General features: G+C 62.9%; 31 protein-coding genes. 14 read left to right on the top strand and 17 right to left on the bottom strand.

The features are described 5' to 3' along the window. Nucleotides 1–64: 64 nt before the first annotated feature. From B0919_RS03595 to B0919_RS03585, 3 genes are all read right to left on the bottom strand, one after another. Entirely contained in the window at nt 65–568 is a 504-nt protein-coding gene (locus tag B0919_RS03595; RefSeq protein WP_078010811.1) for a GNAT family N-acetyltransferase, read from the bottom strand. Between the two features lie 48 nt (nt 569–616). Next, the gene (locus tag B0919_RS03590) at nt 617–1945 is read right to left on the bottom strand and encodes a TCR/Tet family MFS transporter (RefSeq protein ID WP_078010810.1); all 1329 of its coding nucleotides are present in this window, start codon (nt 1943–1945) and stop codon (nt 617–619) included. Nucleotides 1946–2025: 80 nt separating this feature from the next. Next, nucleotides 2026–2454: a hypothetical protein gene (locus tag B0919_RS03585; RefSeq protein ID WP_078010809.1), complete on the bottom strand. Its 429-nt coding sequence runs from the start codon at nt 2452–2454 to the stop codon at nt 2026–2028. A 183-nt stretch (nt 2455–2637) separates the two neighbouring features. Between B0919_RS03585 and B0919_RS03580 the strand changes: the two genes are divergently transcribed. The 3 genes from B0919_RS03580 to B0919_RS03570 all read left to right on the top strand — a co-directional run bounded on the left by B0919_RS03580 (nt 2638) and on the right by B0919_RS03570 (nt 4540). Then, entirely contained in the window at nt 2638–3000 is a 363-nt protein-coding gene (locus tag B0919_RS03580; protein WP_078010808.1) for a VOC family protein, read from the top strand. Between the two features lie 149 nt (nt 3001–3149). Further along, on the top strand, nt 3150–3896 hold the full coding sequence (locus tag B0919_RS03575; protein WP_078010807.1) for an Hsp20/alpha crystallin family protein: 747 nt from the start codon (nt 3150–3152) through the stop codon (nt 3894–3896). A 260-nt stretch (nt 3897–4156) separates the two neighbouring features. Continuing rightward, a complete protein-coding gene (locus tag B0919_RS03570; RefSeq protein WP_176132831.1) occupies nt 4157–4540 on the top strand; it encodes an Hsp20/alpha crystallin family protein in 384 nt (127 codons plus the stop codon). A 156-nt stretch (nt 4541–4696) separates the two neighbouring features. Here the strand turns inward: B0919_RS03570 and B0919_RS03565 are convergent, their stop codons facing one another. Next, nucleotides 4697–5026 carry a hypothetical protein gene (locus tag B0919_RS03565; RefSeq protein ID WP_078010805.1) on the bottom strand — a complete coding sequence of 110 codons (330 nt, stop codon included), beginning with the start codon at nt 5024–5026 and terminating at the stop codon, nt 4697–4699. Between the two features lie 118 nt (nt 5027–5144). Here B0919_RS03565 and B0919_RS03560 point away from each other — a divergent pair, with 118 nt between their 5' ends. From B0919_RS03560 to B0919_RS03550, 3 genes are read left to right on the top strand one after another with little or no spacing between them, the layout of a single operon-like run. Next, complete coding sequence (locus B0919_RS03560) at nt 5145–6005, top strand: glycoside hydrolase family 25 protein (RefSeq protein WP_078010804.1); 861 nt, start codon at nt 5145–5147, stop codon at nt 6003–6005. Nucleotides 6006–6028: 23 nt separating this feature from the next. After that, a complete protein-coding gene (locus tag B0919_RS03555; protein WP_254846466.1) occupies nt 6029–6430 on the top strand; it encodes a septal ring lytic transglycosylase RlpA family protein in 402 nt (133 codons plus the stop codon). Nucleotides 6431–6456: 26 nt separating this feature from the next. Further along, the gene (locus B0919_RS03550; protein WP_078010803.1) at nt 6457–6654 is read left to right on the top strand and encodes a hypothetical protein; all 198 of its coding nucleotides are present in this window, start codon (nt 6457–6459) and stop codon (nt 6652–6654) included. Between the two features lie 184 nt (nt 6655–6838). Here B0919_RS03550 and B0919_RS03545 read toward each other — a convergent pair whose 3' ends face one another. Beyond that, nucleotides 6839–7246, bottom strand: a complete 408-nt coding sequence (locus tag B0919_RS03545; protein ID WP_078010802.1) for a DUF6799 domain-containing protein — start codon at nt 7244–7246, stop codon at nt 6839–6841. A gap of 144 nt (nt 7247–7390) precedes the next feature. Between B0919_RS03545 and B0919_RS03540 the strand changes: the two genes are divergently transcribed. From B0919_RS03540 to B0919_RS03525, 4 genes are all read left to right on the top strand, one after another. After that, a complete protein-coding gene (locus tag B0919_RS03540; RefSeq protein ID WP_078010801.1) occupies nt 7391–7732 on the top strand; it encodes a DUF3140 domain-containing protein in 342 nt (113 codons plus the stop codon). Between the two features lie 97 nt (nt 7733–7829). Then, nucleotides 7830–8771 carry a DnaJ C-terminal domain-containing protein gene (locus tag B0919_RS03535; protein WP_078010800.1) on the top strand — a complete coding sequence of 314 codons (942 nt, stop codon included), beginning with the start codon at nt 7830–7832 and terminating at the stop codon, nt 8769–8771. Between the two features lie 18 nt (nt 8772–8789). Further along, on the top strand, nt 8790–9116 hold the full coding sequence (locus B0919_RS03530) for a chaperone modulator CbpM (protein ID WP_078010799.1): 327 nt from the start codon (nt 8790–8792) through the stop codon (nt 9114–9116). Between the two features lie 28 nt (nt 9117–9144). After that, entirely contained in the window at nt 9145–9528 is a 384-nt protein-coding gene (locus tag B0919_RS03525) for a hypothetical protein (RefSeq protein ID WP_078010798.1), read from the top strand. On the opposite strand, the gene B0919_RS03520 is transcribed toward B0919_RS03525, so the two are convergent. The 6 genes from B0919_RS03520 to B0919_RS03495 form a co-directional block, all read right to left on the bottom strand. Next, complete coding sequence (locus B0919_RS03520; RefSeq protein ID WP_078010797.1) at nt 9525–10259, bottom strand: ZIP family metal transporter; 735 nt, start codon at nt 10257–10259, stop codon at nt 9525–9527. The genes B0919_RS03525 and B0919_RS03520 overlap by 4 nt on opposite strands. A 45-nt stretch (nt 10260–10304) precedes the next feature. Then, nucleotides 10305–11054: a class I SAM-dependent methyltransferase gene (locus tag B0919_RS03515; RefSeq protein ID WP_078010796.1), complete on the bottom strand. Its 750-nt coding sequence runs from the start codon at nt 11052–11054 to the stop codon at nt 10305–10307. 347 nt (nt 11055–11401) lie between these two features. After that, nucleotides 11402–11797, bottom strand: a complete 396-nt coding sequence (locus B0919_RS03510; protein ID WP_078010795.1) for a hypothetical protein — start codon at nt 11795–11797, stop codon at nt 11402–11404. A 53-nt stretch (nt 11798–11850) separates the two neighbouring features. Then, nucleotides 11851–12498, bottom strand: coding sequence for a hypothetical protein (locus tag B0919_RS03505; protein WP_078010794.1), 648 nt, complete (start codon nt 12496–12498; stop codon nt 11851–11853). A gap of 96 nt (nt 12499–12594) precedes the next feature. Further along, nucleotides 12595–13455 carry a carboxylating nicotinate-nucleotide diphosphorylase gene (gene nadC, locus B0919_RS03500; protein ID WP_078010793.1) on the bottom strand — a complete coding sequence of 287 codons (861 nt, stop codon included), beginning with the start codon at nt 13453–13455 and terminating at the stop codon, nt 12595–12597. Nucleotides 13456–13548: 93 nt separating this feature from the next. Then, on the bottom strand, nt 13549–13950 hold the full coding sequence (locus B0919_RS03495; RefSeq protein WP_078010792.1) for a DUF4783 domain-containing protein: 402 nt from the start codon (nt 13948–13950) through the stop codon (nt 13549–13551). A gap of 144 nt (nt 13951–14094) precedes the next feature. On the opposite strand from B0919_RS03495, the gene gpmI reads away from it, so the two are divergent. The 3 genes from gpmI to B0919_RS03480 all read left to right on the top strand — a co-directional run bounded on the left by gpmI (nt 14095) and on the right by B0919_RS03480 (nt 16930). After that, nucleotides 14095–15636 (top strand): 2,3-bisphosphoglycerate-independent phosphoglycerate mutase, encoded by a 1542-nt coding sequence (gene gpmI, locus B0919_RS03490; RefSeq protein WP_078010791.1) that lies wholly within the window; start codon nt 14095–14097, stop codon nt 15634–15636. Continuing rightward, a complete protein-coding gene (locus B0919_RS03485; protein WP_078010790.1) occupies nt 15629–16234 on the top strand; it encodes a hypothetical protein in 606 nt (201 codons plus the stop codon). Before gpmI ends, B0919_RS03485 begins: the two co-directional genes overlap by 8 nt. Before the next feature lie 90 nt (nt 16235–16324). Continuing rightward, nucleotides 16325–16930, top strand: a complete 606-nt coding sequence (locus B0919_RS03480; RefSeq protein WP_139361877.1) for a hypothetical protein — start codon at nt 16325–16327, stop codon at nt 16928–16930. A gap of 11 nt (nt 16931–16941) precedes the next feature. Here the strand turns inward: B0919_RS03480 and B0919_RS03475 are convergent, their stop codons facing one another. The 4 genes from B0919_RS03475 to fumC all read right to left on the bottom strand — a co-directional run bounded on the left by B0919_RS03475 (nt 16942) and on the right by fumC (nt 21110). Next, a complete protein-coding gene (locus B0919_RS03475) occupies nt 16942–17364 on the bottom strand; it encodes a secondary thiamine-phosphate synthase enzyme YjbQ (protein ID WP_078010788.1) in 423 nt (140 codons plus the stop codon). Between the two features lie 99 nt (nt 17365–17463). Next, the gene (locus tag B0919_RS03470) at nt 17464–18978 is read right to left on the bottom strand and encodes a hypothetical protein (protein WP_078010787.1); all 1515 of its coding nucleotides are present in this window, start codon (nt 18976–18978) and stop codon (nt 17464–17466) included. 157 nt (nt 18979–19135) lie between these two features. Further along, complete coding sequence (locus B0919_RS03465; protein WP_078010786.1) at nt 19136–19576, bottom strand: hypothetical protein; 441 nt, start codon at nt 19574–19576, stop codon at nt 19136–19138. Nucleotides 19577–19706: 130 nt separating this feature from the next. Then, nucleotides 19707–21110, bottom strand: a complete 1404-nt coding sequence (gene fumC, locus B0919_RS03460; protein ID WP_078010785.1) for a class II fumarate hydratase — start codon at nt 21108–21110, stop codon at nt 19707–19709. Nucleotides 21111–21479: 369 nt separating this feature from the next. Here fumC and B0919_RS03455 point away from each other — a divergent pair, with 369 nt between their 5' ends. Beyond that, nucleotides 21480–21851: a dodecin family protein gene (locus B0919_RS03455; RefSeq protein ID WP_078010784.1), complete on the top strand. Its 372-nt coding sequence runs from the start codon at nt 21480–21482 to the stop codon at nt 21849–21851. Between the two features lie 68 nt (nt 21852–21919). Here B0919_RS03455 and B0919_RS03450 read toward each other — a convergent pair whose 3' ends face one another. Both B0919_RS03450 and B0919_RS03445 read right to left on the bottom strand, forming a co-directional pair. Further along, a complete protein-coding gene (locus B0919_RS03450) occupies nt 21920–23062 on the bottom strand; it encodes an energy transducer TonB (protein ID WP_139361876.1) in 1143 nt (380 codons plus the stop codon). Next, the gene (locus tag B0919_RS03445; RefSeq protein ID WP_078010782.1) at nt 23049–23657 is read right to left on the bottom strand and encodes an RNA polymerase sigma factor; all 609 of its coding nucleotides are present in this window, start codon (nt 23655–23657) and stop codon (nt 23049–23051) included. The genes B0919_RS03450 and B0919_RS03445 overlap by 14 nt, the downstream gene beginning before the upstream one ends. Nucleotides 23658–23788: the final 131 nt, after the last annotated feature.

The following is a 23788-nucleotide window of genomic DNA, read 5'->3' as shown; positions in this document are numbered from 1 at the left end:
CAGGCGCTTCCCGAATGAACGTCAGGCCCGCGGCCCGAAACCGATGCTTGGTCGACAATGGCGCTTACAGCCGCTTTTCGTAGCAGAAGAAGCGCAGGCCCGGCCGAAACGCCAGCGTGATTTCGCCCGCAAACCGGTAACCCAGTTTCGGGAATAGCCGCTGAGTAGACTGATTTTCGGAGTTCGTATCGACGCGCAACGAGTGCAAGCCTCGCTCGCGGGCCAGCTGCTCGGCCTGTGCCAGCAGCGCCGCCGCAATGCCCTTGCCCTGTACGGCAGGGTCGACGGCCAGGCGGTGCGTGACGATGGCCGTTTCTGCCGGGTCCCAGTCGGCTTGGGCGTACTCGGGGTCCTGATCAGTAGTGAGGGCAGCCACGCCTGCCACGGCCTCATCAAGTTCGGCCACCCACAGCTGTGCCCGCTCGATGTCCTGCCGAAACACGGCTTCGTTGGGGTAATCGGCTTCCCACTGAAAATTGCCGGCGGCCTGCATCAGCGGCACCACCCGGCGCACGATATCGAGGATGGCGGGCAGATCAGTGGTGACGGCAGGACGGACGGTGAGCATACGCATTAAGGGAAAAGGCATGCCGCCGCAGGGGCGGGCTGGGCAAAGCTACTCGACCAGGGCTTGTTCGGGCACCGGCGCTTGCTCAGGCTGACGCCGGTGCCCTCCGCCCGAGAGGGAGCGGGCGGCCAGCAGCGCGCTAATGACCGTGAGCACGGCCGCCAGCAAAAACGGCGCGCCGGGAAAATACACGGGCGCTTTCGGGCCCGTGAAATAGGCGAAGAGGCCCGTCATCAGCGGCGGCCCGACGATGGATGTGGCACTGACGAGGCTGGTCAGGCCACCCTGCAGCTCGCCCTGCTCGTTGGGCGGCACCTGGGCCGAAATCAGCCCCTGAATGGCCGGTCCGGCAATGCCGCCCAGGCAGTACGGCACCGAAAACAGGAACATCATCCAGCCCTGCGTGGCGAAGGCGAAGAGCAGAAAGCCCAGCGCGTAGAGCATCATGCCCACGTACACGGAGCGCTCCGAGCCCAGGCGCGGATTGATGTAGCGAATCAGCAGACCCTGCACCACGGCCACCAAGGCGCCGATAACGGCCAGGGAGCGGCCTACCCAAGCCTCGTTCCAGCCGAACTTTTCCATGGTGAAATACGACCAGGTGCTCTGGGTGGCGTGGGCCGCTACGTAGATGAAAATCAGCGAGCCGACCAGACCGAAGATGACCGGGTAGCGCTGCAGCTGGCGCAACGAGCCGACGGGATTGGCCCGGCGCAGGTCGAAAGGCCGGCGGTGCGCGGCGTCGAGCGACTCGGGCAGCACAAAGAAGCCGTACAGCCAGTTGACAAACGTGAGCAGGGCCGCTACCATAAACGGCACCCGTGGGCCCCAGCGGTGCACATCCAGCACGCTGCCCGTCAGCTGCCCCAGCCAGCCCAGCACCTGCGGCGCCCAGTGGCTCAGCTCGCCGCCGATGGCCGGCCCGATGATGAAGCCCAGCCCGAAGGCCGCACCCACCATGCCGAAATTCTGGGCCCGCTTTTCGGGCGTGCTCACGTCGGCAATGTAGGCAGTGGCCGTGGTCATGCTGGCCCCGGTAACGCCGGCCAGCAGGCGCCCCACGAACAGCCAGCCGATGGTGGGGGCAAACACAAGCAGCAGGTAATCCAGCCCGAAGCCAAACAGCGAAAACAGCAGCACCGGCCGCCGGCCGTACCGGTCGCTGAGGTTGCCGAGCACGGGTGAAAACAGGAACTGCATCACGGCAAACGCAAACACCAGCCAGCCGCCGTACCGGGCCGCGTCGCTGATGGAGCCGCCGGTAAGCTGCTGAATCAGCTTGGGCACCACGGGAATGATGATGCCAAACCCGATGACGTCAATGAGCAGCGTGACGAAGATGAAGCCCAAAGCGGCCTTGCGCGGTTCCTGTGCCATAACCTGGGGTGTTCGGGTGAAACAACGGGCAAAGAAATGCTAAAAATATTGAATATACAGCTCGACCTATACTAAAAAATTTAGCCTTTAGTTGCTGCCAGCGCTTGGTGTTGCTGTAGCCAGGCCAAGGCCGCGTCTTCATCGATAAAGCGTTGCATCAGACAGCTTTTGCCATCGAAGTACACTTGGGGCGGAATGACCTTATCAGCCGGCACGGCGTCGGTCATCTGAATGGGTGCCACCAGATACGCCAGGAACACGCGCCCACCCAGGTGCTGCCCCAGCCGGGGGGCAAAGTCATTGAGCAGCCAGGGCGTAATAGCTACTTCCACGTTGAGGCGCCGCCGGGCATCGAGCAGCCAGTAGCGGCAGCCGTGGGCCAGGGCAGTTTCTAGCAGCGCCGGGTAGCTGGCGTACAGCTCGCCCTCTGTGACGGCCCGGAGCCAGCGCCCGATCAGCAGGCCGGGCCCGGGACGGTAGTCAATCTGCAGAAAGCTGAGGTGGGGCATAGGGACGGGAGCGGGAAACAAAAGTACGTGCGACGAAATCAATTGGCCCGGCGGGACTTGCCCGGATGGCTACGGGTGCGGGCTATTCGGCCCGAAGTAAGGCCCAACGTTCAGCCCGCCGGAGTTATTTGCTTTTGGCGACGCCGGAACGGTACTTGCCGGCTCACTTTCACCCTTTCCTTTATGCTTCAGGGCTTACGCACCATCGTGTACCCCGTCGGCGACCTGGCCCGTGCCCGGCAGTGGTACGCCCAGGTTCTTGACCAACAACCTTACTTCGACGAGCCCTTTTACGTGGGCTTCAACGTCGGCGGCTACGAGCTGGGCCTCGACCCCGACGGCGCCGTGGGCAGCGCGGCGGGCCCAGTAACGTACTGGGGCGTGGCCGATGCGGCCGCGGCGTACGCCCGCTTGCTGGAGCTGGGCGCCCAGGCCCACGAGGCCGTGCACGACGTAGGCAGCGGTATCCTGCTCGGCACGGTGCAGGACCCGTTCGGCAACCTGTTCGGCGTGATTCAGAACCCGCATTTTCAGTTGCCGTCCTAACGGCCGCTGACGGGCTGGCCAGCCCTCTGCACTTACGGCTTTAGCAGACTGCGAATGAGGCGCTACTGCGTGCAACCCGGCACGCACGAAGCCAGTAGAATTATTAGCCCAATCAGCCTCATTTCCAACCTACTAAACCCGTAATTGCCATGGCTATTCAACGTTATTCCGACTCGTTCGGAGACCTGATGCCGCAGAGCTTCTCGGCCATGATGGACCGGTTTTTCAGCGACTCGCTGAACTCGCGCGGGCGGCTCAACGCCTTCACGCCGCACGTGGACGCCTACGAAACGGACAAGGGCTACGAAATCGAAGCCTCGCTGCCCGGCATGAAGCGCGAAGACATCAAGGTGGAGTTTCAGCAGGGCCGCCTCTCGATTTCGGGCGAGCGGCGGATGAACAATGAGCGCAACGACCGGCGCTACCACGTGCTGGAAAGCCAGTACGGCTCGTTCCACCGCTCCTTCCAGCTCCCCGACGTAGCCTCGGCCCAGGGCATTGAGGCGCACTTCGAAGACGGCGTGCTTCGCATTTCGGTGCCCAAGGACCAGCAGAAAACAGTGCGTCACCAGATCCAAATTCGCAGCGGGCAAGCCGGCGGTACTGCGGCCGGTGGGCAGGTATCGGAGCGCATGGGCCAGCAGGCCACCGATGTACCCGTGGAAAGCCACGAAGGCAGTGAAGGCGCCGGTGTACGGGGCGGCCGCATGACCGAGCCGCAAAGCAACGCCATCATGGCCGATGCCAGCGGTGCAGCCGGCAATCAACTAAACGTTGGCGGCCAACCCGGCAGCATGTCGCCGTCCTGGATCAACCCCAGCTCTTCCGCCGACAGCTACGGCGACGGGCACCCGGACGATGGTGCCGGCACCGGCAGCCGCGGGGCCGGCATCTGAGCCCTGGCGCGTTCGAGCTAGTAATTCAAAACCGGGTTTCTTCCGCTGAGGAAACCCGGTTTTGTTATGTAGATCCAATGTACGTACCCCTTAGTCTGACCAGAGCGGTTCCAGCCCGGCTGCCAGACTGGCGTGCTCATACGGCGTTTAAACCGAGATACGCGGCCACTTTGGCACCCAACTATGACAGCATGCCGAGTAGTTTGGTTGGTACGCGGTTTGCAAATAACCCTCTGAATCACAGAAGGAGGACCTACACCATGAAGCTCATTAGCCAAGAATTCCTGCAGAACATTGCTCCCCAACTTGACCTGCTCAACACGTTGGGCGGCGGGGTGGCACAACCGCAGGTGCGCGTGCAAAAGCGCGAACAAGGCGTGGTCATCCGGGTGTCGGCGCCGAGCGTGCGGCCCGAGACCTTCCACGTCGTGCTGAACAACAACCGCTTGGACATTTTCGCCGAGTACCGTCATTCGCCCGAGGATGAGCTGGTGGCCCCGCTGTTCGTGCACACCTTCCAGCTGCCCCGCGAGTTGGACCTCACCCGCATCGAGGCGGAGCACGAAGGCGGTGAGCTGCGCGTACGGATTCCGTACCAGGACCCGAGCAACCGCCAGCGCGAAATCGACATTCGCTACAACTAAGGCACTGCGGGCTGCGGCCCTTGCTTGTTCATAACGTCGGGACCGACCGACACCCGTACATGGTTTCACCGCCACTGCGTTGCTGCAGTGGCTTTTTCGTTTTTAGCGGGCTTGTCGGTCGTCTTTCGGGCTGGAGCGACGGCGGCGCCTCCGCCATTACCCAAAGAGCAGGATCAGCTGCAGAAACATCACCACCAACGAGAGCAGGAACCAGCGCATGATCTGGCCGCGGTAGTGCCGGGGCAGGCGGTTGCTGAGCATCAGCAGGGCCACTACCACCAGCGCCAGGTGCCCCAGCAGAAAAATGGTGGTCTTCACCCAGTTCGGCACGATGGTGTTTTCGGCCTGCATCTGGTTGCTCTGGCCCAGGCTTGAGGTGGCCCAGCTCAGCAGCAGGTACGCCACCGTCTCGAAGACGATAAAGCCCGCTAAACCAATAAGAAATACGCGGGGGCCGGAGGCTTCGGAGCGGACGTCGGCAGCCATAGAAAGGAGGGATGAGGAACGGGGCAAATTACCGGTTCGGGCGCAACCCAGCACCATTCGAGGCACGAGTTAGGGCCGAATTCGCGTTATCTTCGCTCCCGAGCCTGTTTTGCCTGCCATGCCCCGCGTCCGTCGCACCACCGCTCCAGCCGCCCGGCGGCCCGCCCCTCCCCGCTCCTCGGGAGCTGGCAAGGCGCTGCTGTGGGTATTGCTGCTCGTGGTGCTGGGCACGGGCGCGTTCTACGGCTACTACCGGCGCCAGCTCAACCGCTACGCCCGCCGGGCCTGGGCCACGCTGGTAGCCGACAAGCTCACCGGCCGCGAAAAAACCCCGCTGCTGGAAGGCTACTCGGTGCATGGCATCGATGTGTCGTCGTACCAGGGCCGCATTGATTGGGACGAGGTGGCGCAGCACCGGGTGCGCTTTGCCTTCATCAAGGCCACCGAGGGCGTGAGCCTGCGCGACCGGCGCTTCGCGCGCAACTGGCGCGGCGCCAAGCAGGCCGGTATCTGCCGCGGAGCGTACCACTTCTTCCAGCCCAACTACGACGGCACGGCCCAGGCCAACCTGTTTGTGCGTACCGCCGACCTGCAGCCCGGCGACCTGCCGCCTGTGCTCGACGTGGAAGCGCCCGAATTTCACGATGTGGCCGTAATGCGCCAAGGCATTGCCACCTGGCTGCGGCTGGTGGAACGCCACTACGGTGTGCGGCCCATTCTCTACTCCAACTACAGCTTCTACCGCCGCTACCTCGCCGGCCACTTCGATAAGTACCCGCTCTGGCTGGCCCACTACGAAGTGGAGCGCCCCGCCCTGCCCCGCGACAAGTGGATTATCTGGCAGCACTCCGACGAATCGTACGTGCCCGGCATCCGCGGCACCGTGGACTTCAACGTGTACCAGGGCAGCTTCCAGGGGTTGCTGGCGCTGCGCATTCCACCCAAGCGCCCCGAAGCCTCCAAAGAAGTCCGTAACTAGCTCTTCGGCCTCGATTTCCGCCTATGATGCACCGTATTATCCGCCTGGTACTCCGCTCCACCGCCGCTCTGCTGACTGCTACTGCCCTGCTCACTAGCTGCAGCAGCAGCAAAGGCGTCATCGAGTCGGGCAAGGCCTCGTACTACGCCGATAAGTTTGCCGGCAAGAAAACGGCCAGCGGCATTCCGTACCGGCCCGGCAAAAAAACGGCGGCTCACAACACGCTGCCCTTCGGCACGGTGGTGCGCGTGACCAACCCCGCCAACGGCCGCTCCGTCAAAGTCACCGTCAACGACCGGGGCCCGCACGTCAAGGGCCGCATCATCGACTTGTCGAAGAAGGCCGCCCACAAGATTGGCGTCGACAAAGCCGGGGTGGCGCCCGTCAAGGTTCAGGTGGTACGCCGGGCCAGCGCCGGCCGGTAACTCATTCTATAGTAGCTTCTTTCGCCATGCGCATCCGCAAAAAAGTAAAATGGGTCTTGCCGCCGGTGACAACCAGCCGGTTCATCATTCTGAGCCAGTTTGTGAAAGCCGCCGAGCAGCAGGGCTGGTCCGAAACCGAAGTGCAGTTCGTCATCGATGAAATCGTGGAAGCCCGCGAAGACGCCGAAGCCTACGAAATCTTTCAGGACTATACCGTGGCTTAAGCCCTTCCGGCTGCTGAGCAGAATGCGCAGGTCCTGTTCACCTCGGCTAGCAGCTGTCTGATACGCGTCGTTCACGTATGGTGAGGGCCTCCCTGCGTCAGGATGCCCGCCAAAATTCACTGACGAAAAAAGCCCGCGGCATTGTGCCGCGGGCTTTTTCATCACTGCAAAGTCGAAGTGAGGCTTACTTGCCTTTCTTCTTTTTGCCTTTGTTCTTGAGGTCTTGCTGCGCGGCACGGGCCAGGCTGTCCTGCTCGGCTTTCATGCGGGCCGTGGTCATGCGGCCGCTCGGCGACATGTAGTCGCCTTCCTGCAGCTGGGCAGTGCTGCCATCGGCCAAAATCACCACACCGTCGGGCTGCACTTTGGTGCCGTTGGGCAGCGTCACGAGGGCTCCAACAGGCATGGTATGGCCGTTTTGGGTGTGCATTACTTTGCCTTCTTTCATCGCAAAGCCATCCTTCACACCGGCGGTGCCCATTACGGGGCGCTGCGGTACGGCAGCGCGGCGCGGGGCCGGGCGCGTCTGCGCTTGAACGGCCACTCCGAGCGTGAGCAGCCCCAGGGTCAGGAGAGTCGAGAAAAACTTCATGGGAAAATGGGGAGGTAAGAGAGGTTGAAATGAAATATACGACAAAGACGGCATACCGGGCAAATACAACCCGCGCCGGCTGCCGGCCGTTGAGGCAACAAACGGACCAACTTCGGTATTCGTTCACCCTGACGCCGCAACGCCATGACTACGAAAGGCCCTGACGAGATTTACCAGCAATTCAAAGCCGACGTTAACATGACGGCCGCCGAGATTGAGAAATGGCTGAAGACGGAAGAATCCAAATCCGTGGGGCAGGATAGCGGCGACGGGGAGAGCATCGGGCACCACTCCGGCCAGCGCATCATCGAGATTCTGCACAAGAAAAAAGCCGACCTCACGGCCGCCGACGAAGAGCACATGCACAAAGTGCACAGCTACATCAGCCGTCACTCGGCTCAGGGCCCGCACGATAAAAAGGAGGTGGAAACCTCGCGCTGGCGCTACTCCCTGATGAACTGGGGCCACGACCCGCTGAAAAAGTGAATGGCTGAATGACCAACTGGTTAAATGGTTGATTGTTCTTACTTGCACTAGCAGAACGGCCAGCCATTTAGCCTTTGGCCATTTGACAATTCTTCCAATGGACTACAAGGACTATTACAAGATTCTGGGGGTGGAGAAAACCGCCACCAAGGACCAGATTAAGAAGGCGTACCGCAAGCTGGCCCGGCAGTATCACCCCGATGTGAACCCCAACGACCCGGAGGCGGAGCGCAAGTTCAAGGAGGTGAACGAGGCCAACGAAGTGCTGTCCGACGACGAGAAGCGCCAGAAGTACGACCAGCTGGGCGCCGACTGGCAGCGCTACCAGCAGGGTGGCGGCCGCGGCGGCTTCGGCGAAGCGGGCGGTTTCGATTGGTCGCAGTACGCCGGGCAGGGCAGCTTTGGAGGCGGGGCCGATTTCGGCGACGCGGGCGACTTCTCCGACTTTTTTGGCTCCCTTTTCGGCAACATGGCCGGGGGCCGCGCCCGCAGCAGCCGCCCCGCCGCCGGCCACGATTACCAGGCCGACATGGAGCTGACCTTGGAGGAAGCCTACCACGGCGGTCCGCGCACCGTGAACGTGAACGGCAAGAGCCTGCGCCTGACCATCAAGCCCGGCGTGGAAGACGGCCAGACCATTCGGCTGCGCGACCAGGGCGCCCCCGGCCGCAACGGCGGCCCCAACGGCTCCCTGCTCATCACCTTCCGCATCCGCCCCGACGCCCGCTACGTGCGCACCGGCCACGACCTGACCATGGACGTGCCCGTGAGTTTGTTCAAAGCCCTGCTGGGCGGCGAACAGGTGGTGGAAACGCTCGGCGGCCCGGTCAAAATCAAGCTCAGGCCCGAAACGGCCAACAACACCCGACTGCGCCTGCGCGGCAAAGGCTTCCCCGTGTACGGGCAAGCCGGCCAATACGGCGACCTGTACCTACGCCTGCAAGTGGAGCTACCGCAGCACCTCACCGAGCAGGAAAAGGAGCTGGTGCGCCAGCTGGCCCAGCTCCGCGGCGAAACCGTGTCGGCTCAGCCGGCCTAACCCAGCCCAGCTTCCGCCATGCCCCACTACATCACCCTCACCTTCCGCGACTGCGCCAGCACGTACGGCCTCCCCGAAGACGCCCTGCACGAGCTGGCCGATCTGGGCTGGCTGCGCGTGCGCCAGCCCGCCGAGCCCGAGCCGCTCATCGAAGACGAAGCCGACCACTTGGCCCGCCTGGCGCGGCTGCACCACGAACTGCACCTCGCTCCCGAAGGCATTGACCTGGTGCTGTCCATGCGCCGCCGCATGCTGCAGATGCAGTACGAGCTGATGCGCCAGTCGGCCCGCACCGCCCAGCTCGAAGCCTGGATTCGCCGCCACCCGGCTACGGACGCGGACTAAAACGCGGCTGTACCTTGATATTGATGGAGTGCTGCTGACCAAGCGACCGGTGCAGGCTGCTATCGGCGGGGCCGCTTTCATCAGATTCGTTACGGCGCAGTTTGAATGCTACTGGCTGACCACACATTGTCGAGGCGAAGCGGCCACGGCCGTGCGCTACTTGGCTGGCTACTACGATGCTGATACTATCGAGCTGCTGCAGTCTGTAAAACCCACCACCTGGGACACGCTGAAAACTGAAGCCCTGGACTTCACCACGGACTTCTTCTGGTTAGAAGATGCGCCTTTCGAAAGCGAAAAGCGGGTACTGGAACGCTACGGCCGCTTACATCGGCTGATTTTGGTGGAGCTGGACCGGCTAAACGAGCTACCCCAGCTGCAGCAGTTGCTGGCGCGCGTTGGGCGAGCCTAGTGCCCGTTCACCAGCAATGCCAAGCCGGCCCCCAGTACCGTCGCCAGCAGCTTGCGCTTGTTGATGTGGTGCTCAGGGCTGACCTCGAACAGGATGGTGGTGGATACGTGCAGAAAATTGCCGCTCACGAGGCCCAGCAGCGCCGGGTACCAGCCACCTTGTTCCGTAGGGCTGATGCCGGCATAGTCGCTGGCCAGCACGCCCAGCGGCGCGGCGGCGGCAAAGAGCACCAGCCAGGGCAGAGCCTTGCCGAAGCTGCCGAGGCGCGTTACCAGCACGGCCATCAGGGCAAAGGCGGCCGGGATGTGGTGCAGGGCTACGCCCGTAAGCACGGCATAGAAGCCGCCCGGTACTTCGCCGTGGGGGTTATGCACCAGAATGCTGCCTTCCAGAAAGGCATGCACCGTGAGCGAACCAAGCAGCAGGAAGGGTACGCCCGCGTGCGGGTGCTCGGCGTGCACGTGCTGGTGACCATGCTCCACACCCTGCGAAAACAGCTCCAGTACCAGCTGCCCGAAGAAGCCCGCCAGCACGAAATAGCCCACGCGGTGCGCCTCGCCCGTCAGCGCTAAGGCCTCGGGCAACAGGTGCGTGAGTGTGAGCGTGACCAGATAAGCGCCGCTGAACGCCAGCAGGGGCCGCAGCCAGGTGGTGTGGACGGTGGGCACAAAGCGCGTGAGCCAGCCAGCGCCCAGCACCGTGGCGAACAGCAGCAGTAGAGCTACGAACATGCAAAGACCAGCCCGGCCGGCACCTTGCGGCGCCCGGCCTGGGCTTTATTTCTTGAGAATGAAAATCATGCGCGGGCTTTCGCCCTCCACGTAGGGTTGGAGGTCGTAGTCGCCCAGCACCTCGCCCAGCCGCAGGCCGGCCAGGTAAAAGTATTCACGAAACCGCTCCACGCTCAGGGCGCGCACTCGTTCCTGAAAAAACTGCGGCTGCCCTTCCCGGTCGGTAAAGCGAATGTCCTTTACGACAAAATCCCGCTCAAGATGCCGCCGCAGCTCAAAGGCGATGCCATCAACGGTTTTGGTTTCGTGCGCCACCAGCTCGCGCACGATGCGGTCGGTGTTCATGAAGTCGATGACCATCTTGCCGCCGTACTGCATGGCGTCGGCCGCGTTGCGTAGGGCCACCACGTTTTCGGCCTCCTCGTCGAAGTAGCCGAAGGAGGTGAACAGGTTCAGCACAAAATCAAAAGGGCCGTAGGGCAGCGGAGCGCGCATATCGTGCACGTAGAAGCGCAGCCGCTCTGTTTCGTGCTGGCGCGCTACATCAATGCTTTCGGGTGAGAGGTCGAGCCCCGTCACATCGAAGCCGCGCTCGTTGAGGTAGATGGCGTGCCGGCCGCGCCCACAGGCCAGGTCCAGCAGCCGCTCCTTGGGCTTGGGGTGCAGATGCCGCAGCAGGTTGTCGAGGAAGTAACGCGCCTCGTCTTGGTTACGGTCGTGGTAGAGCAGGTGGTAGTAGGGCGAATCAAACCACGTGCTGAACCACTCGGCCGACTGCGCATAGGTGTACGGCATGGGAATGCGGAGGGAAAAGGAGGGCGTAACCCGACAAATTAACGATGAATGCCGGCCACGCGCCTAGCAAACCCAGGACTAAGACTAAGGTTAGTTTCCCTCCTCAGCTGAGGAGGGGTTAGGGGTGGTTGACCAAACGTTGAACGACTTCTAGAAATAGAATTTAGCTCTAGTTCATCAACCACCCCTAGCCCCTCCTCAGCTGAGGAGGGGAACTAACCTTAGCCTTGGCCGTGGATTTGACAATCCCGGTGAGCAAGTAAGCGCCCCGGCCCGGCCGCTGGCATATCGGTAGCCAGCGACTAGGCCGGGGCGCACGGGCAGTACGTCGAGCCGCGGTCGAGCGGTTAGTTTTTCTGCGGACCGCCGCCGTTTTCGTTCAGGTCGTGGTGCGTGTCGGTTTCGGCCGGCGTGCCTTCCTCGCCCATTTTGCTGCCTTCCACTTTGGCGGCTTCCGTCGTCTGGCCGTGCTCAGCCGTCATGCGGTCAGGCGCACCTTTAGCCGGGTCCAGGGTTTGCTCCACGTCCATGTGCGAGCTGATGGGCGTCTCGATAGCGCCACCCTTGTGCTGGCTGGGCGCGTCCGTGGCTTGGTCGAAGTCGTACGACTCGCGGGTGCCAGGAGCCACCAGGTCGTTGGATACTTTATTGTCCGGACGCCAGTCCGACGGTTCGCTGCTGCACGAAGCCAGGCCCAGCAGAGCTGCGGCGGCCAGGCCCAAAACGAGTTTGTTGGAGGTCATATTGATGAAGCGGAAGAAATGTCTCAAATGCGAAGTACGGAGAAAACGCTGGCTTAGGCGGCCTTGGGCGCTTCCGGCGCGGCAGTGCCGGGGCCGGCGGGCAGCAGGTTCTTGCGGCGCAGCAGGTTCTCAAACATGGTCAGGTCCTTCGGCGCGTTGAAAATACGCGTCGGCACGTGGATGAATACGGGCACCCACATCACCTTGGCCAGGGTAGCGCGCCAGCCGCTGACCTGGTCGGTCACGTCGGGCTGCTTGAGGTAGAGCACGTAGGCGTCCTTCTCGCGTTTTACGCGCTCGATCATGTCCCAGGTCATGCCGCGGGGCTGATCCTTATCGTTGGCGCGCATGGCGATGTAGCGCGGATCGAACTCGTAGCTGAGGCGCTCAAACAGCACCTTGCCCTGCTCCAGCTGCGTCACGCCCGTCACCTGCGCCGAGCGGATGAGCACGTAGAGTACCGTCACGAGTACGGCGGCCGCAATCCACCACCACGAAAAGCTGAAGATGGCCGGCAACGACAGCACCACCAGCGGAATAACGGCCTGCCACCAGTCCTTCTTCCACACCTGCATGAGGGCCATGCGGGTGTAGGTTTCCTTGTCGAGCTGGTATTTCTTGGTGCGGATGGCCAGCGGCGAAGACTGCGGCTGCTGGACGAATTGGCGACCCGCGCCGCCGCGGGGAATGGGAGGTTGCATTAGGAAGGTTTCAGTTATCAGTTGTCAGTTGTCAGCCAGTTGTTAGTACGTGCGACAAGCGCCGTAGGGCCTGACAACCAGCAACTGACAGCTCAATTAAAATGCTTTCAGACTCAGGTCCAGAATGTCGGCGGAGTGCGTGAGGGCCCCCACCGAAATGTAGTCGACGCCGCTTTCGGCCACAGCGTGGATGGTGTGCTCCGTGATGCCGCCCGAGGCTTCCGTAGGAAAGCGGCCGGCAATCAGCGCCACGGCTTCGCGCATGGTATCGGGCTTCATGTTGTCGAGCATGATGCGGGTGATGCCGCCTACTTCCACCACCTGCTGCACTTCCGTGAGCGTACGGGTTTCCACCACGATGGGCAGTTCGCGGCCCAGCTGCTGCAGGTAAGCGTGCGTGGCTTCGATAGCGGGCCGAATGCCGCCGGCGTAGTCCACGTGGTTGTCCTTCAGCATGATCATATCGAACAGCCCGAAGCGGTGATTTACGCCGCCGCCGATGAGCACCGCCCATTTCTCGCAGAGGCGGAAGTTGGGCGTGGTTTTGCGCGTGTCGAGCAGCTTGGCCTTGGTGCCGGCGATGAGCGAGGTCAGGTAGGCCGTTTTGGTGGCAATGCCGCTCATACGCTGCATGCAGTTGAGCACCAGTCGCTCGGCCGTGAGGATGCTGCGGGCCGGTCCTTCCACCGTCAGGGCCACGTCGCCGTGCTTCACGCGGCTGCCGTCGGGCAGCAGCACCGTCACCTGCAGCGCAGGGTCCACCTCCCGGAAGATGACCTGAGCCAGCTCTACCCCGGCCAATACGCCTTCGTCCTTCACCAATAAGCGGGCCTGCTTGCGGGCATCGGCGGGCACGCCGGCCAGCGACGAATGGTCGCCGTCGCCTACGTCTTCGGCCAGAGCCGAGTGGATAAAGGCGCGCAGCGCGTCGGGCGTGAGATAGGGCGGGGTTTGCACGGTACAAAAATAGGAAAAGGCCCCGACTTAGAGTCGGGACCTAACCCAGAGCAAGGAGGTAAAAGCAGGGGAGAAAGTAGTCGTTCAGCCCATCTACTCGTGCGAAAATTCCATGGTATCGATTTGCATCGCTCCTTGCGCGGCCTTCATCTTGATGAAGACCCGGTAGCTGCCATTTTTGCCAGCGTACTTACCGATAGCGTACTTGATGCCCTCGGAGGTGGAAGCGCCCTGGTGTACCACCTCAAAAGTGGCGGGCGAGTTCTTGGCGAAGAAGTCCTTCAGCACGAACTCCGCCTGCGTGGCGCTGTAGCTCTGCTTCTCGCCGTCGAAACCAATCTCCACCGTACCGCCAAAGTACTGAGATACAGCCCGGGACGAGCCGTTCTGAATGGCCGAGCGCACGGCCCCGAACGTGTCGTTCTGGGCGTGGACGGCGGGCGCCAGCAGGGCCAGGCACAGTACCGTCAGAGCTCGGAAAATCAATCGTTTCATGTAATATGCGGGGGTTGCAGCGGCGGGTATACCAAAACTATGCCAATCCCCTACGGGCAGCCCCGCGCGACGGTTGGGCGCTGATGGCTCCAAAATAGTGAATCGGTGCGGCTTGGCAGTTACGTAGCTCCTATCTTTGCGGCCATGAATAAACCGGTACTGTTGGTAATCCTTGATGGGTGGGGCTTGGGCACCAACCCGGCCGTGTCGGCCATTGCGGCTGCAAAGACGCCTTTCATCGATTCGCTTTTCCAGCGCTTTCCGCACAGCCGCCTGCAAGCTTCCGGCGAGGCCGTAGGGCTGCCCGATGGGCAGATGGGCAACTCGGAAGTAGGCCACATGAACCTCGGTGCTGGCCGCGTGGTGTACCAAGACCTGGTACGCATCAACAAAGCCATTCGGGAGCGGAAGCTGGGCGCCATGCCCGCCCTCAAGCAGGCGTTTGAGTACCTGCGCCAGCACCCCGACAAGAACCTGCACCTGATGGGCCTGCTCTCCGACGGGGGCGTACACTCTCACATCGAGCACCTGAAGGCCCTGTGCACCCTCGCCCACGACGAGGACGTGCACCGCGTGTTCATCCACGCCTTCACCGACGGCCGCGACACCGACCCCAAAGCCGGTGTGCGCTACGTCAACGACCTGGAGCAGCACCTTCAGCACGGGGCCAGCGGCAAAATCGCCTCCATCGTGGGGCGGTACTACGCCATGGACCGCGACAACCGCTGGGAGCGGGTGCAGGTAGCCTACGACCTGCTGGTGAACGGCAAGGGCCAGCGCTGCAACAACCTCATCGGCGCCATGCTCGACTCGTACAAGGCGGGCGTGACCGACGAATTCCTGAAGCCGCTGGTGAAAATCGGGGCCGACGACCAGCCGCTGGCTACCATGAAGGAGGGCGACGTGGTCATCTGCTTCAACTTCCGCACCGACCGCGGCCGCGAAATCACGCAGGCGCTGACCCAGCAGGACTTCCACGCCTTCAACATGCACCGGCTGAACCTGCACTACCTCACGATGACGAACTACGACGCGACGTTCGTGGGCGTGCAGCCGATTTTTGAGAAGGACAATCTGGAAAAGACGCTGGGCGAGGTGCTGGCCGCCAACGGCAAAAAGCAGATCCGCATTGCCGAAACGGAAAAGTACCCGCACGTGACGTTCTTCTTCTCGGGCGGCCGCGAGCAGGAGTTTGAGGGCGAAAACCGCATTCTGCGCAACTCGCCCAAGGTAGCCACCTACGACCTGCAGCCCGAAATGAGCGCCTACGAGCTGCGCGACGCCCTGGTGCCGGAGTTGCGGGCCAAGTCGGCTGACTTCGTGGTGCTGAACTTCGCCAACCCCGACATGGTGGGCCACACCGGCGTGTTTGAGGCCGCCGTGAAGGCCGTGGAAACCGTGGATCAGTGCGCCAACGACGTAATTTCGGCGGCGCTGGAAAGCGGCTACGCCAGCATCATCATCGCCGACCACGGCAACGCCGACGTGATGATGAACGAGGATGGCACGCCCAACACGGCCCACACCACCAACCTGGTGCCCTGCATCCTGGCCGATAACGACTACCGCGGCACGCTGGCCGACGGCAAGCTGGGCGACATCGCGCCCACCGTGCTGGCCCTGATGGGACTGCCGCAGCCCGCCGAGATGACCGGCGAATCGCTGCTGCGCCCGACCAATGCGTAAGCTCTCCGGGTTCCGACCCGCTGCGGCGGCGCTGATCCTGCTCCTCGGGGGCGGGGTTGGCGCCGCTTGCTCGTCGGGCGGCGACGATATCGGGGCCCGGCCGGCCCGGCGCCCGGCTGGCTACTTCGATACGCAAACGCTGCTGAACGCGCAGGTACAACGCCTGCAGCGGCAGCGCCCGGCGCTGGAGAAACGCGTGATGCTGCGCGACGCCCTGCCCGAAACTGCCAAGCTGCCGCAACCCGACTGGGCGCGTGAGCTGCAGCTGTTTTACCAGGCCGACATCAACAAGCCCGCGCTGCGCGGTGCCTACCAGGTACTCACGTCGGATTCGGCTGGCTTCACGCGGCGCATCTTCCGCCGCCTGCCCGAGGTAGACCACCCGGTGCTGGCTCTGGAAGTGGTGCAGGACGACTCCGTGGTGCGCGAACTGCGCGCCACGCTGGAGCAAAGGAACCCGCTGTTTTTCTCCGGCAAAAAGCTGCAACTACGTTTTGGTGCCGACGGCCTGCTGAGCGACTACGAAGTGCAGGGCCGCCAGAAGCTCGTGGGCTTCGATACCACGCGCTATGTAAGCAGCGCCCGGGTGCTGCGCTAGCCTCATTTACGCCTTACTGAAGTGGTCGTACAATAAATAAGCGGATGGCAAAAACGCCCTGCTGAGCTTACTTCTGATGCTTCTTTACTGGTGCGAAAGATTCTTGCCGCCGCTATCCTGACCTGTGCCGCGCGTTCGGCCACTGCTCAGGCAGCCACCGCTCCTTCAGCGGAACAAGTGCGGGTGGAAAAGCAGCTGGTGCTGGCCGGTATTAACTACCTGGGGGCAGCCGTGGCTTATGAGCGGCGCTTGGGCAGTAGCCTGACGGCCTACGTAAGCGCCGGAGCGCACTACAGCTTTTATTCCACCAATCTGCCTATCGGCGGCACCCGGTTCGTAAATGTTATCGACCCACATTTCGGGCGCGACTACAGCACGGCGGCACTTTTGCCCTACTTGGCCGGAGAGCTACGGGTGTATCCGCGGCTACTCGTGCGGCAGCGCCAGGGCAAGGACATCCGCCGGCAGGCGGGCAGCTTTCTGGGTTTGTTTGCCGAAGCCGCTTTGGCTACTGACCGCCTGATTAAGGTGCCCAACCTAGCTGCGGCTCACCCGGTGGGCCTTCGTTACGGCTTGCGGCGCAACGTAGGCGCGCATCTGCTGGCCGAAGGCAGCTTGGGGATAGTATCCAAGATCAGTCCGACCCAACGCACGCTGATGCCCCGCCTCGATGCCAGCCTCAACTGGGTCCTCTAACTCGCACTGAGCTATGCCCCTAGCAACGTCAGCACGATCCAGCGGCGGCCGCCGTCGTTACGGTGCTCCCCGAGGTAGATGCCCTGCCAGGTGCCCAGCGCCAGCTCACCCTTGGTGACGGGAATGGTGACGCTGCTGCCGAGCATGGCGGCTTTTAGGTGCGCGGGCATGTCGTCGGGGCCTTCCAGGGTGTGGCGGAAATAGGGCGCGTTTTCGGGCACCGCGCGGTTGAAGAACTGCTCGAAGTCGTGGCGCACCGTGGGGTCGGCTTTTTCGTTGATGGAGAGGCTGGCCGAGGTGTGCTGAATGAACACATGCAGCGTGCCTACCTGCACCTGTTCCAGTTCAGGCAGATTGGCCGTCACCAGGTCGGTAATGAGATGAAAGCCACGGCGCACGGCCGGCAAGCGCAGTCGTTTCTGAACGCAGATCATGGGTGGAGTATAGAGTATGGAGACATGAGAAGTGAGAATTGTTCTTGCATTTAAGGTGCTTAAGTCTCACTTCTCATGTCTCCATACTCATGTCTACAATTACGGATTGACGCGCTCGTAGGCGCCGGGGTCGGGAGTAGCGCTGCGGCTGAGGTTGCGCAGGTCGTTGGTCAGCGCGGGCAGCGGCACGGCACGGTTGCTGGCCGGCGAGAGGGTATCGAGGCGGTAGTCGAAGCGCTCGGCGGCGTTGTCGGGCGTGCGCTTGAACTTCGGGTTCACGTTGATCAGGTTGCCGTTGCGGGCCAGCCCGGGCTTGCCGCCGGCATCGGCGGCGGCCTGGTACTCCTGGGTGCGCAGCACACTGTTGCGCACCTGAATCTGCGCGAGGTAGGTGCTGCTGTTGTCGAAGTACAGCTCGTCTTCAAAGGAGCCCCACACGATGCTGTTTTCGATGCTGACGCGGGGCGCGACGCGCAGGGTGGGATTCTGTACCGGCAGGGCGTCGGAAAACGTGAGCGAGGAAGTCTGGCGGCGGAACTGCGGCGTGTAATTGGCCACGGTGCAGTACTGCAGGTTGTAGGTGCCGCCCTGGAAACCGGCCACGGCGTACTCGCCGCAATTGGTAAACAGGGAGTTGCGCACGTCGAAGTCGCCGGAGAAGCCCAGGATGCCGGCCCCATCGAAGGGAATGGGGTTGTTGAAGGTCAGGGCTGCGCCGGAGATGTTGCGGAAGGTCGTGTGCTCCACCGTCACCTTGGGGAAAGGCTGCCGGGCTTCGGGGTTGTACACCAGCAGGCCAAACGAGGCGTTTTTAAGGTCACAGAAACGCACCACGCTCGGCCGGCTGCCGGGGTCGAACTGAATGCCGGCCCACTGGCCCGGAATGTCGTTGTAGAAGCTTTCTAGCCGGTCGCCCTGGAAGCGCACGATGCGCGGGTCCTCGGGCTTTACCTCGCCCGTGGGCTGCAGCGTGGGGTTGATGCGCAGCTGGCCCCGCACCACTATGCCGGCACCGGCGTGGCAGTACACGCGCGTGCCCTCCTGCATGGTCAGGGTGCAGTTGCTGTTCACCAGCACGCCGCCGTAAATGACGTGCGGCTTGTCGTTGCGCCACACGGCGTTGCACGGCAGCGTCTCGTTGAAGTGGAAGTACGCGTTCTGGCCGTAGGCAATCAGGCGCACCAGCTGCTCGTTGCCGTTGGTGCGAAACTGAATCTGGTCCTCGGTCAGGAAAGGCTTGTTGAGCGGCTGGTTGTTGGTGCCGAGCGTGGCCTTTACCAGAATCAGCAGGCTGTCCTTGCCGCGAATGGTGAGGTTTTGCTGGGCCGCGCCCGAGTCGCCGTTGATCAGGAGCTTGTAGGGCTGGCCGTAGGCACCGGACAGCCGGATTCCCTCTACCTGCACCGCGCGCTTGTTGCGGTTGTACACCCACAGGCGCTTGCTCACGGTGCGCGTCTGCACAAACACGGTATCAAACATCACCGTGTCGGTGGAAAACTCTAGCCGGGCGCTGCTATCGGTAGTCAGAAGCTCCTCCTTCGGTTCGCAGCCGGGTAGCAGCACGGTGGAAACCAGCATGGCGAGCAGGAGCAGCAGCGGAAAAATGTAGCGCACTGATCAAATGGTTAAAGGGCCGAATGGTTAAATGGTTGACTGTGCAACGCGGGCAGAACGACTAGCCATTCAGCCACCCAACCATTTCAAAACACAAACCTACGGCTCAGGCGCTTAACGACGAAGGCGGCGCGCAAAGTGCCCGGTGGGCAGGCGCCTAGCCCAATGAGGGCAGCTGCCCGGTGGTCAGGGGTTTGCGCACCCAGGCGCGCGCCGTTTCCAGGTCGTCAAAGTACATGGGGTCGGGGCGGTTGGTGTGGCCGGCGGCGTTGGCCCGCTGGATAATCTCCGTCAGGCGCCGGCGCCCGGCTTCGCTGCCCGAGTTGACGATGGCCACTTTATCCAGCTTCAGCTCCACGTAGCGGGGGTACCAGTACTTTTCCAGCCACTGCACCTCGGCCTCCTGTGGCAGGGGCATGGCGCGAAAATCACTAAGCCAGGCCCGCGCTTGGTAGCGTTCGGCCAGCAGCAGGGCCTGCCAGTACGCGTCGCGAAACTCACCGGCCGAGATGCTGCTGTGCAGCCACTGCACCTCCAGCAGGCGATGCTGCCGCACGTAGGCAATGCGCAAGTATGGTTTTTCGTAGAGTATAATCATGCATTGGATGTATAGACATGAAAATGCGCCCAAAAACCGGGCCTAAGGCACAGCGGTGAATTTTGTTAACAATAGAAACGCCGCAACCGGTTAGGGCTGCGGCGTTTAAACGCACAAGGGCGGATTTTATTTAGCGGGGCAGCTCGCCCACCATGTCTTCGGGCTTGAGCCACTCGTTGAACTGCTCCTCGGTGAGGTAGCCCAGCTGCAGGGCCGTTTCCTTCAGCGTCGAGCCGTTTTTGTGGGCCGTCTGCGCAATTTCGGCGGCCTTGTAGTAGCCGATGTGCGGGTTCAGGGCCGTCACCAGCATCAGGGACGACTCTACGTGCTTGCGGATGTTATCTTCCAGCGGACGGATGCCCACGGCACACTTGTCGTTGAACGACACGCACACGTTGCCGATCAGGCGGGCCGAGTGCAGGAAGTTGTAGATCATCACCGGCTTGAACACGTTCAGCTCGAAGTGGCCGTTCATGCCGCCGATGTTGATGGCCACGTCGTTGCCCATTACCTGAGCAGCCACCATGGTCATAGCTTCCGACTGCGTGGGGTTCACCTTGCCGGGCATGATGCTGGAGCCGGGCTCGTTGTCGGGGATGAACAGCTCGCCGATGCCCGCGCGCGGACCCGAAGCCAGCAGGCGGATGTCGTTGGCAATTTTCATCAGCGAGGCGGCCACCGTCTTCAGGGCGCCGTGGGCTTCCACGATGGCGTCGTGGGCAGCCAGGGCCTCAAACTTGTTTTCGGCCGTGATGAAGGGCAGGCCGGTGAGGTCGGCAATGTGCTTGGCCACGTTCTCCGAGTAGCCGGCGGGCGTGTTGATGCCCGTACCCACGGCGGTGCCGCCCAGCGCCAGCTCCGAGAGGTGGGCCAGGGTGTTCTTGATGGCGCGCAGGCCGTGGTCGAGCTGCGACACGTAGCCGCTGAACTCCTGGCCCACCGTCAGCGGGGTAGCATCCATCAGGTGGGTGCGGCCGATCTTAACGATGCCCATGAACTCCTTGGACTTGGCGGCCAGGGTGTCGCGCAGCTTCTCGATGCCGGGGATGGTCACCTCCACCAGGATTTTGTAGGCCGCGATGTGCATGGCCGTGGGGAAGGTGTCGTTCGACGACTGCGACTTGTTCACGTCGTCGTTCGGGGCCAGGGCCTTCTTCTCGTCGAGCAGGTTGCCGCCCTGCAGCACGTGGCCGCGGTAGGCTACCACCTCGTTCACGTTCATGTTCGACTGCGTGCCCGAGCCCGTCTGCCACACCACCAGCGGAAACTGGTCGTCGAGCTTGCCTTCCAGGATTTCGTCGGCTACGCGGCCGATCAGCTCGGCTTTCTCGGCCGGCAGCACGCCCGCGTCGCGGTTGGTCAGCGCGGCGGCTTTCTTCAGGTAAGCGAAGGCGCGGATAATCTCCTTGGGCATCCGGTTGATGTCCTGCGCAATCTGGAAGTTCTCGATGGAGCGTTGGGTTTGGGCGCCCCAGTAGGCGTCGGCGGGGACCTGCACGGTGCCCATGGTGTCTTTTTCGGTGCGGAATTGCATCAGGCGAACAGACTCGGTGAAACGATGGGAATTAGGCGCGGCAAAGGTAGCACCCGCCGCCAAAGCAGGCTAAACGCAACGCAGCAAAGGCACCGTTGCGCACGGGTTTTATTTTATAACGGGTACTAGTAAACTAAGCTACCACCGGAAATCTGAGCGCGAATTTCCACTTGGTAAACATGTTTACTGTATTGTTGCCCCCGTTAAACACGGCGCCAATACCTGCTACTTCTGCGAAAATGAGGCGTGAAGGCGCTGTTGGTCTGCGGGGCCTGTGCTTTCTTCTGGCGAATATGTCAGCCGCTGAGTAGCGGGGCTGCGTACATGCTGGTTCGCCACTGTATCGTTCAACCCCACACCCCCACAGCCATGAGCACCATCAAGAAAGTTATCGAAGTGCTGGCCTCGTCGGACAAGAGCTTTGAAGACGCCCTGCAGCGCGCCCTCACCGAGGCCAGTACCACCGTCAAAGGCATCAAGTCCATCTACATCAAGGACCAGAGCTGCCGGGTGCAGGACAATAAGATTGTGGAGTACCGCATCACGGCCAAAATCACCTTCGAGGTGATGCACCGCTGGCAGCCCTCCACGCAAGGCCAGGCAGCGGACGAAGAAGTGGATGGCGGCGGCGTGCCCGACTACTCGGGCGTGCGCATCAAGACCGAACCCGATCTGCCGCAGGCGGAAGGCCCCGGCGGCAGCGCTACTGCCCCCGAAAGCGGCGGCGGCTACAGCAACTAGCCAGCCCGGACGCGAGCAAAGCGGCCCGCCGGTTCGTGCTGAACTGGCGGGCCGCTGGCGTGTATGCGCTAGCGGAAGGGCACGTCTACGCGCACCGTCTGGCTGGCGCGGCGGCCGTTCACGATGCCCGGGCGCCAGGCCGGCCCCTCGCAGATTAGGCGCATGGCTTCCTCGTCGAGGGCGGGGTGCAGGCCGCGTACCACCTGGATATTCTGGACGGTACCGTCGGCTTCCACGGTGAATTTCAGCTTGACAACTCCGGAAAGGTTCTGGCCGCTGGCTTCGCTGGGCCACTGCTGCTCGCGGCGCAGGTAGCGTTCCAGGGCGGAGTAGCCCCCCACGGGCATCGGGGCAATGGCCGGCGCGGGCGGCAACTCGGCTTTGCGCTTGCCGGCTTCTTCCACCAATGTATTGGCTGAGGCCGCCGGCACAGGCGCCTTCTTAGCGGCCATGGCCACCCGGCCGGCCACAACCGGCGCCTCGGTGGGCGCTGGAGCGGTGACTTCCTGAGCGACGGCCGGCAACTGTTCGGCAAGCTTGCTGTCCTCGCTGCCGACTCCGTTCAGCGCAGGTTCAGCGGCGATGGTTCCGGCTGCTACGGCCGTAACCGGTTCTTCCGGAGCCTGCACCGGCCGGCGCGGCGTGCGCCGCCGAGGCGCAGCGGCGTAGCCCGGCGCAGGACGGCTTGCCGGGCGCTTCCGAATACTGGAAGCCGCAGCCGGCGCCGTAACTGGCGCTGCTGCTACGGCCGGCGCCGCCTCAACGGATGCTTCCTCGGATACGGCCGGAGCCGGTGCTGGAGGCGCGGGCACCACTTTCGGGGCAGAGGGTCTGGTCGTGGCGGCCACTGTCGGCTGGGGCCGCTCGGCCCGTTGCCACATCCCCAGGAGGGCGACCAACAAGGCCAAAACGGCCGCCGCGGCGGCCATCCACCAGCCAGCCGCACCGCGGGGAGCAGCCGGCTCGGCCTGTACGCGGGCGTGCAGGCGCTGACGCAGCTCGGCCAGCGCGGCGGGGGCTACGGCCGCGGGCACGGCCAGCAGATAGCCGTCGAGGGCATCGGCGCAGAGGGCGCAGCCCAGGGTATGGTGCTCTACCTGCCGCCGCTCCGGGGCCGTAAGCGTCCCGGCGGCGTATTGCCGCAGCACCGCCGCAGGCAGATGCGCAGTCGGCAGAGCCGAAGCCGGAAGGTGCGAATCAGCGGACGACATGGCGGGCGAGGGAGAGTTTGAGGTTGCGCTTACCGTTTTGCAGGTAGCTTTTCACTTGCTTGAGGTCGTAGCCGGTAAGCGCGGCAATTTCCTGGTACGACTGCTGTTGGCGGTAAAACAGGTCGAGGCACTGCTGCTGCTCGGGCGGCAGCGCGGCCATGGCCGCTTCGAGCTGCTGCAGGTGCTCCTCGGTGGGAAAATCGTCGTCATCAGCAGCTAGATGCAGGACGCCGTCGGATTCCACACCGGCCGCGCCGGGCAAGGCAAATTCCACCGTATCGGGCGCCGATTTGCGGCGGCGCAGCTCCATCAGGCAGTGGTTGCGGGCGGTGGTGTGCAGCCAGCTGCTGAGGTGCTGCACCTCGTGGCGGCGCAGGTCCACCACCAGCTTTTCGAAGATGTGCATCACCGCGTCCTTGGCGTCGTCTTCGGTGCGCAGGTAGCGCAGGCACACGCCGTACACGAGGTGGAAGTACGGTTCGTAGAGGCGGCCGAGGTCCTGCACGTCGCCGTGCTGCCGGTAGCGTGCGAGCAGCTCCGCCTCGGTCGGGGGCGGCGCAGCGGCGGACTTATTGCGGCGAAACAGCGAGAACATACACGAATGATGGCGGCAGGCTAAAGATACGGAGCCGGACGGGCCGCGGCGCGGCGGTAGAAAATGAAACGGGGCACCAGAACTTTCGCTTAGGTTCGGGGGCTCCGTTTCGCACTTGTCCACGCCACTAC

Source organism: Hymenobacter sp. CRA2 (assembly GCF_002007105.1).
Lineage (GTDB): Bacteria > Bacteroidota > Bacteroidia > Cytophagales > Hymenobacteraceae > Solirubrum.
Note: the sequence above shows the minus strand (reverse complement) of the source record. Positions and strands in the feature narration are given on the sequence as shown.

What these genes read in the sequence shown, in the direction of transcription:
- B0919_RS03595 (WP_078010811.1), bottom strand. Translation starts at nt 568, where the DNA reads ATGCTCACCGTCCGTCCTGCCGTCACCACTGATCTGCCCGCCATCCTC.
- B0919_RS03590 (WP_078010810.1), bottom strand. Translation starts at nt 1,945, where the DNA reads ATGGCACAGGAACCGCGCAAGGCCGCTTTGGGCTTCATCTTCGTCACG.
- B0919_RS03585 (WP_078010809.1), bottom strand. Translation starts at nt 2,454, where the DNA reads ATGCCCCACCTCAGCTTTCTGCAGATTGACTACCGTCCCGGGCCCGGC.
- B0919_RS03580 (WP_078010808.1), top strand. Translation starts at nt 2,638, where the DNA reads ATGCTTCAGGGCTTACGCACCATCGTGTACCCCGTCGGCGACCTGGCC.
- B0919_RS03575 (WP_078010807.1), top strand. Translation starts at nt 3,150, where the DNA reads ATGGCTATTCAACGTTATTCCGACTCGTTCGGAGACCTGATGCCGCAG.
- B0919_RS03570 (WP_176132831.1), top strand. Translation starts at nt 4,157, where the DNA reads ATGAAGCTCATTAGCCAAGAATTCCTGCAGAACATTGCTCCCCAACTT.
- B0919_RS03565 (WP_078010805.1), bottom strand. Translation starts at nt 5,026, where the DNA reads ATGGCTGCCGACGTCCGCTCCGAAGCCTCCGGCCCCCGCGTATTTCTT.
- B0919_RS03560 (WP_078010804.1), top strand. Translation starts at nt 5,145, where the DNA reads ATGCCCCGCGTCCGTCGCACCACCGCTCCAGCCGCCCGGCGGCCCGCC.
- B0919_RS03555 (WP_254846466.1), top strand. Translation starts at nt 6,029, where the DNA reads ATGATGCACCGTATTATCCGCCTGGTACTCCGCTCCACCGCCGCTCTG.
- B0919_RS03550 (WP_078010803.1), top strand. Translation starts at nt 6,457, where the DNA reads ATGCGCATCCGCAAAAAAGTAAAATGGGTCTTGCCGCCGGTGACAACC.
- B0919_RS03545 (WP_078010802.1), bottom strand. Translation starts at nt 7,246, where the DNA reads ATGAAGTTTTTCTCGACTCTCCTGACCCTGGGGCTGCTCACGCTCGGA.
- B0919_RS03540 (WP_078010801.1), top strand. Translation starts at nt 7,391, where the DNA reads ATGACTACGAAAGGCCCTGACGAGATTTACCAGCAATTCAAAGCCGAC.
- B0919_RS03535 (WP_078010800.1), top strand. Translation starts at nt 7,830, where the DNA reads ATGGACTACAAGGACTATTACAAGATTCTGGGGGTGGAGAAAACCGCC.
- B0919_RS03530 (WP_078010799.1), top strand. Translation starts at nt 8,790, where the DNA reads ATGCCCCACTACATCACCCTCACCTTCCGCGACTGCGCCAGCACGTAC.
- B0919_RS03520 (WP_078010797.1), bottom strand. Translation starts at nt 10,259, where the DNA reads ATGTTCGTAGCTCTACTGCTGCTGTTCGCCACGGTGCTGGGCGCTGGC.
- B0919_RS03515 (WP_078010796.1), bottom strand. Translation starts at nt 11,054, where the DNA reads ATGCCGTACACCTATGCGCAGTCGGCCGAGTGGTTCAGCACGTGGTTT.
- B0919_RS03510 (WP_078010795.1), bottom strand. Translation starts at nt 11,797, where the DNA reads ATGACCTCCAACAAACTCGTTTTGGGCCTGGCCGCCGCAGCTCTGCTG.
- B0919_RS03505 (WP_078010794.1), bottom strand. Translation starts at nt 12,498, where the DNA reads ATGCAACCTCCCATTCCCCGCGGCGGCGCGGGTCGCCAATTCGTCCAG.
- B0919_RS03495 (WP_078010792.1), bottom strand. Translation starts at nt 13,950, where the DNA reads ATGAAACGATTGATTTTCCGAGCTCTGACGGTACTGTGCCTGGCCCTG.
- gpmI (WP_078010791.1), top strand. Translation starts at nt 14,095, where the DNA reads ATGAATAAACCGGTACTGTTGGTAATCCTTGATGGGTGGGGCTTGGGC.
- B0919_RS03485 (WP_078010790.1), top strand. Translation starts at nt 15,629, where the DNA reads ATGCGTAAGCTCTCCGGGTTCCGACCCGCTGCGGCGGCGCTGATCCTG.
- B0919_RS03475 (WP_078010788.1), bottom strand. Translation starts at nt 17,364, where the DNA reads ATGATCTGCGTTCAGAAACGACTGCGCTTGCCGGCCGTGCGCCGTGGC.
- B0919_RS03465 (WP_078010786.1), bottom strand. Translation starts at nt 19,576, where the DNA reads ATGATTATACTCTACGAAAAACCATACTTGCGCATTGCCTACGTGCGG.
- fumC (WP_078010785.1), bottom strand. Translation starts at nt 21,110, where the DNA reads ATGCAATTCCGCACCGAAAAAGACACCATGGGCACCGTGCAGGTCCCC.
- B0919_RS03455 (WP_078010784.1), top strand. Translation starts at nt 21,480, where the DNA reads ATGAGCACCATCAAGAAAGTTATCGAAGTGCTGGCCTCGTCGGACAAG.
- B0919_RS03450 (WP_139361876.1), bottom strand. Translation starts at nt 23,062, where the DNA reads ATGTCGTCCGCTGATTCGCACCTTCCGGCTTCGGCTCTGCCGACTGCG.
- B0919_RS03445 (WP_078010782.1), bottom strand. Translation starts at nt 23,657, where the DNA reads ATGTTCTCGCTGTTTCGCCGCAATAAGTCCGCCGCTGCGCCGCCCCCG.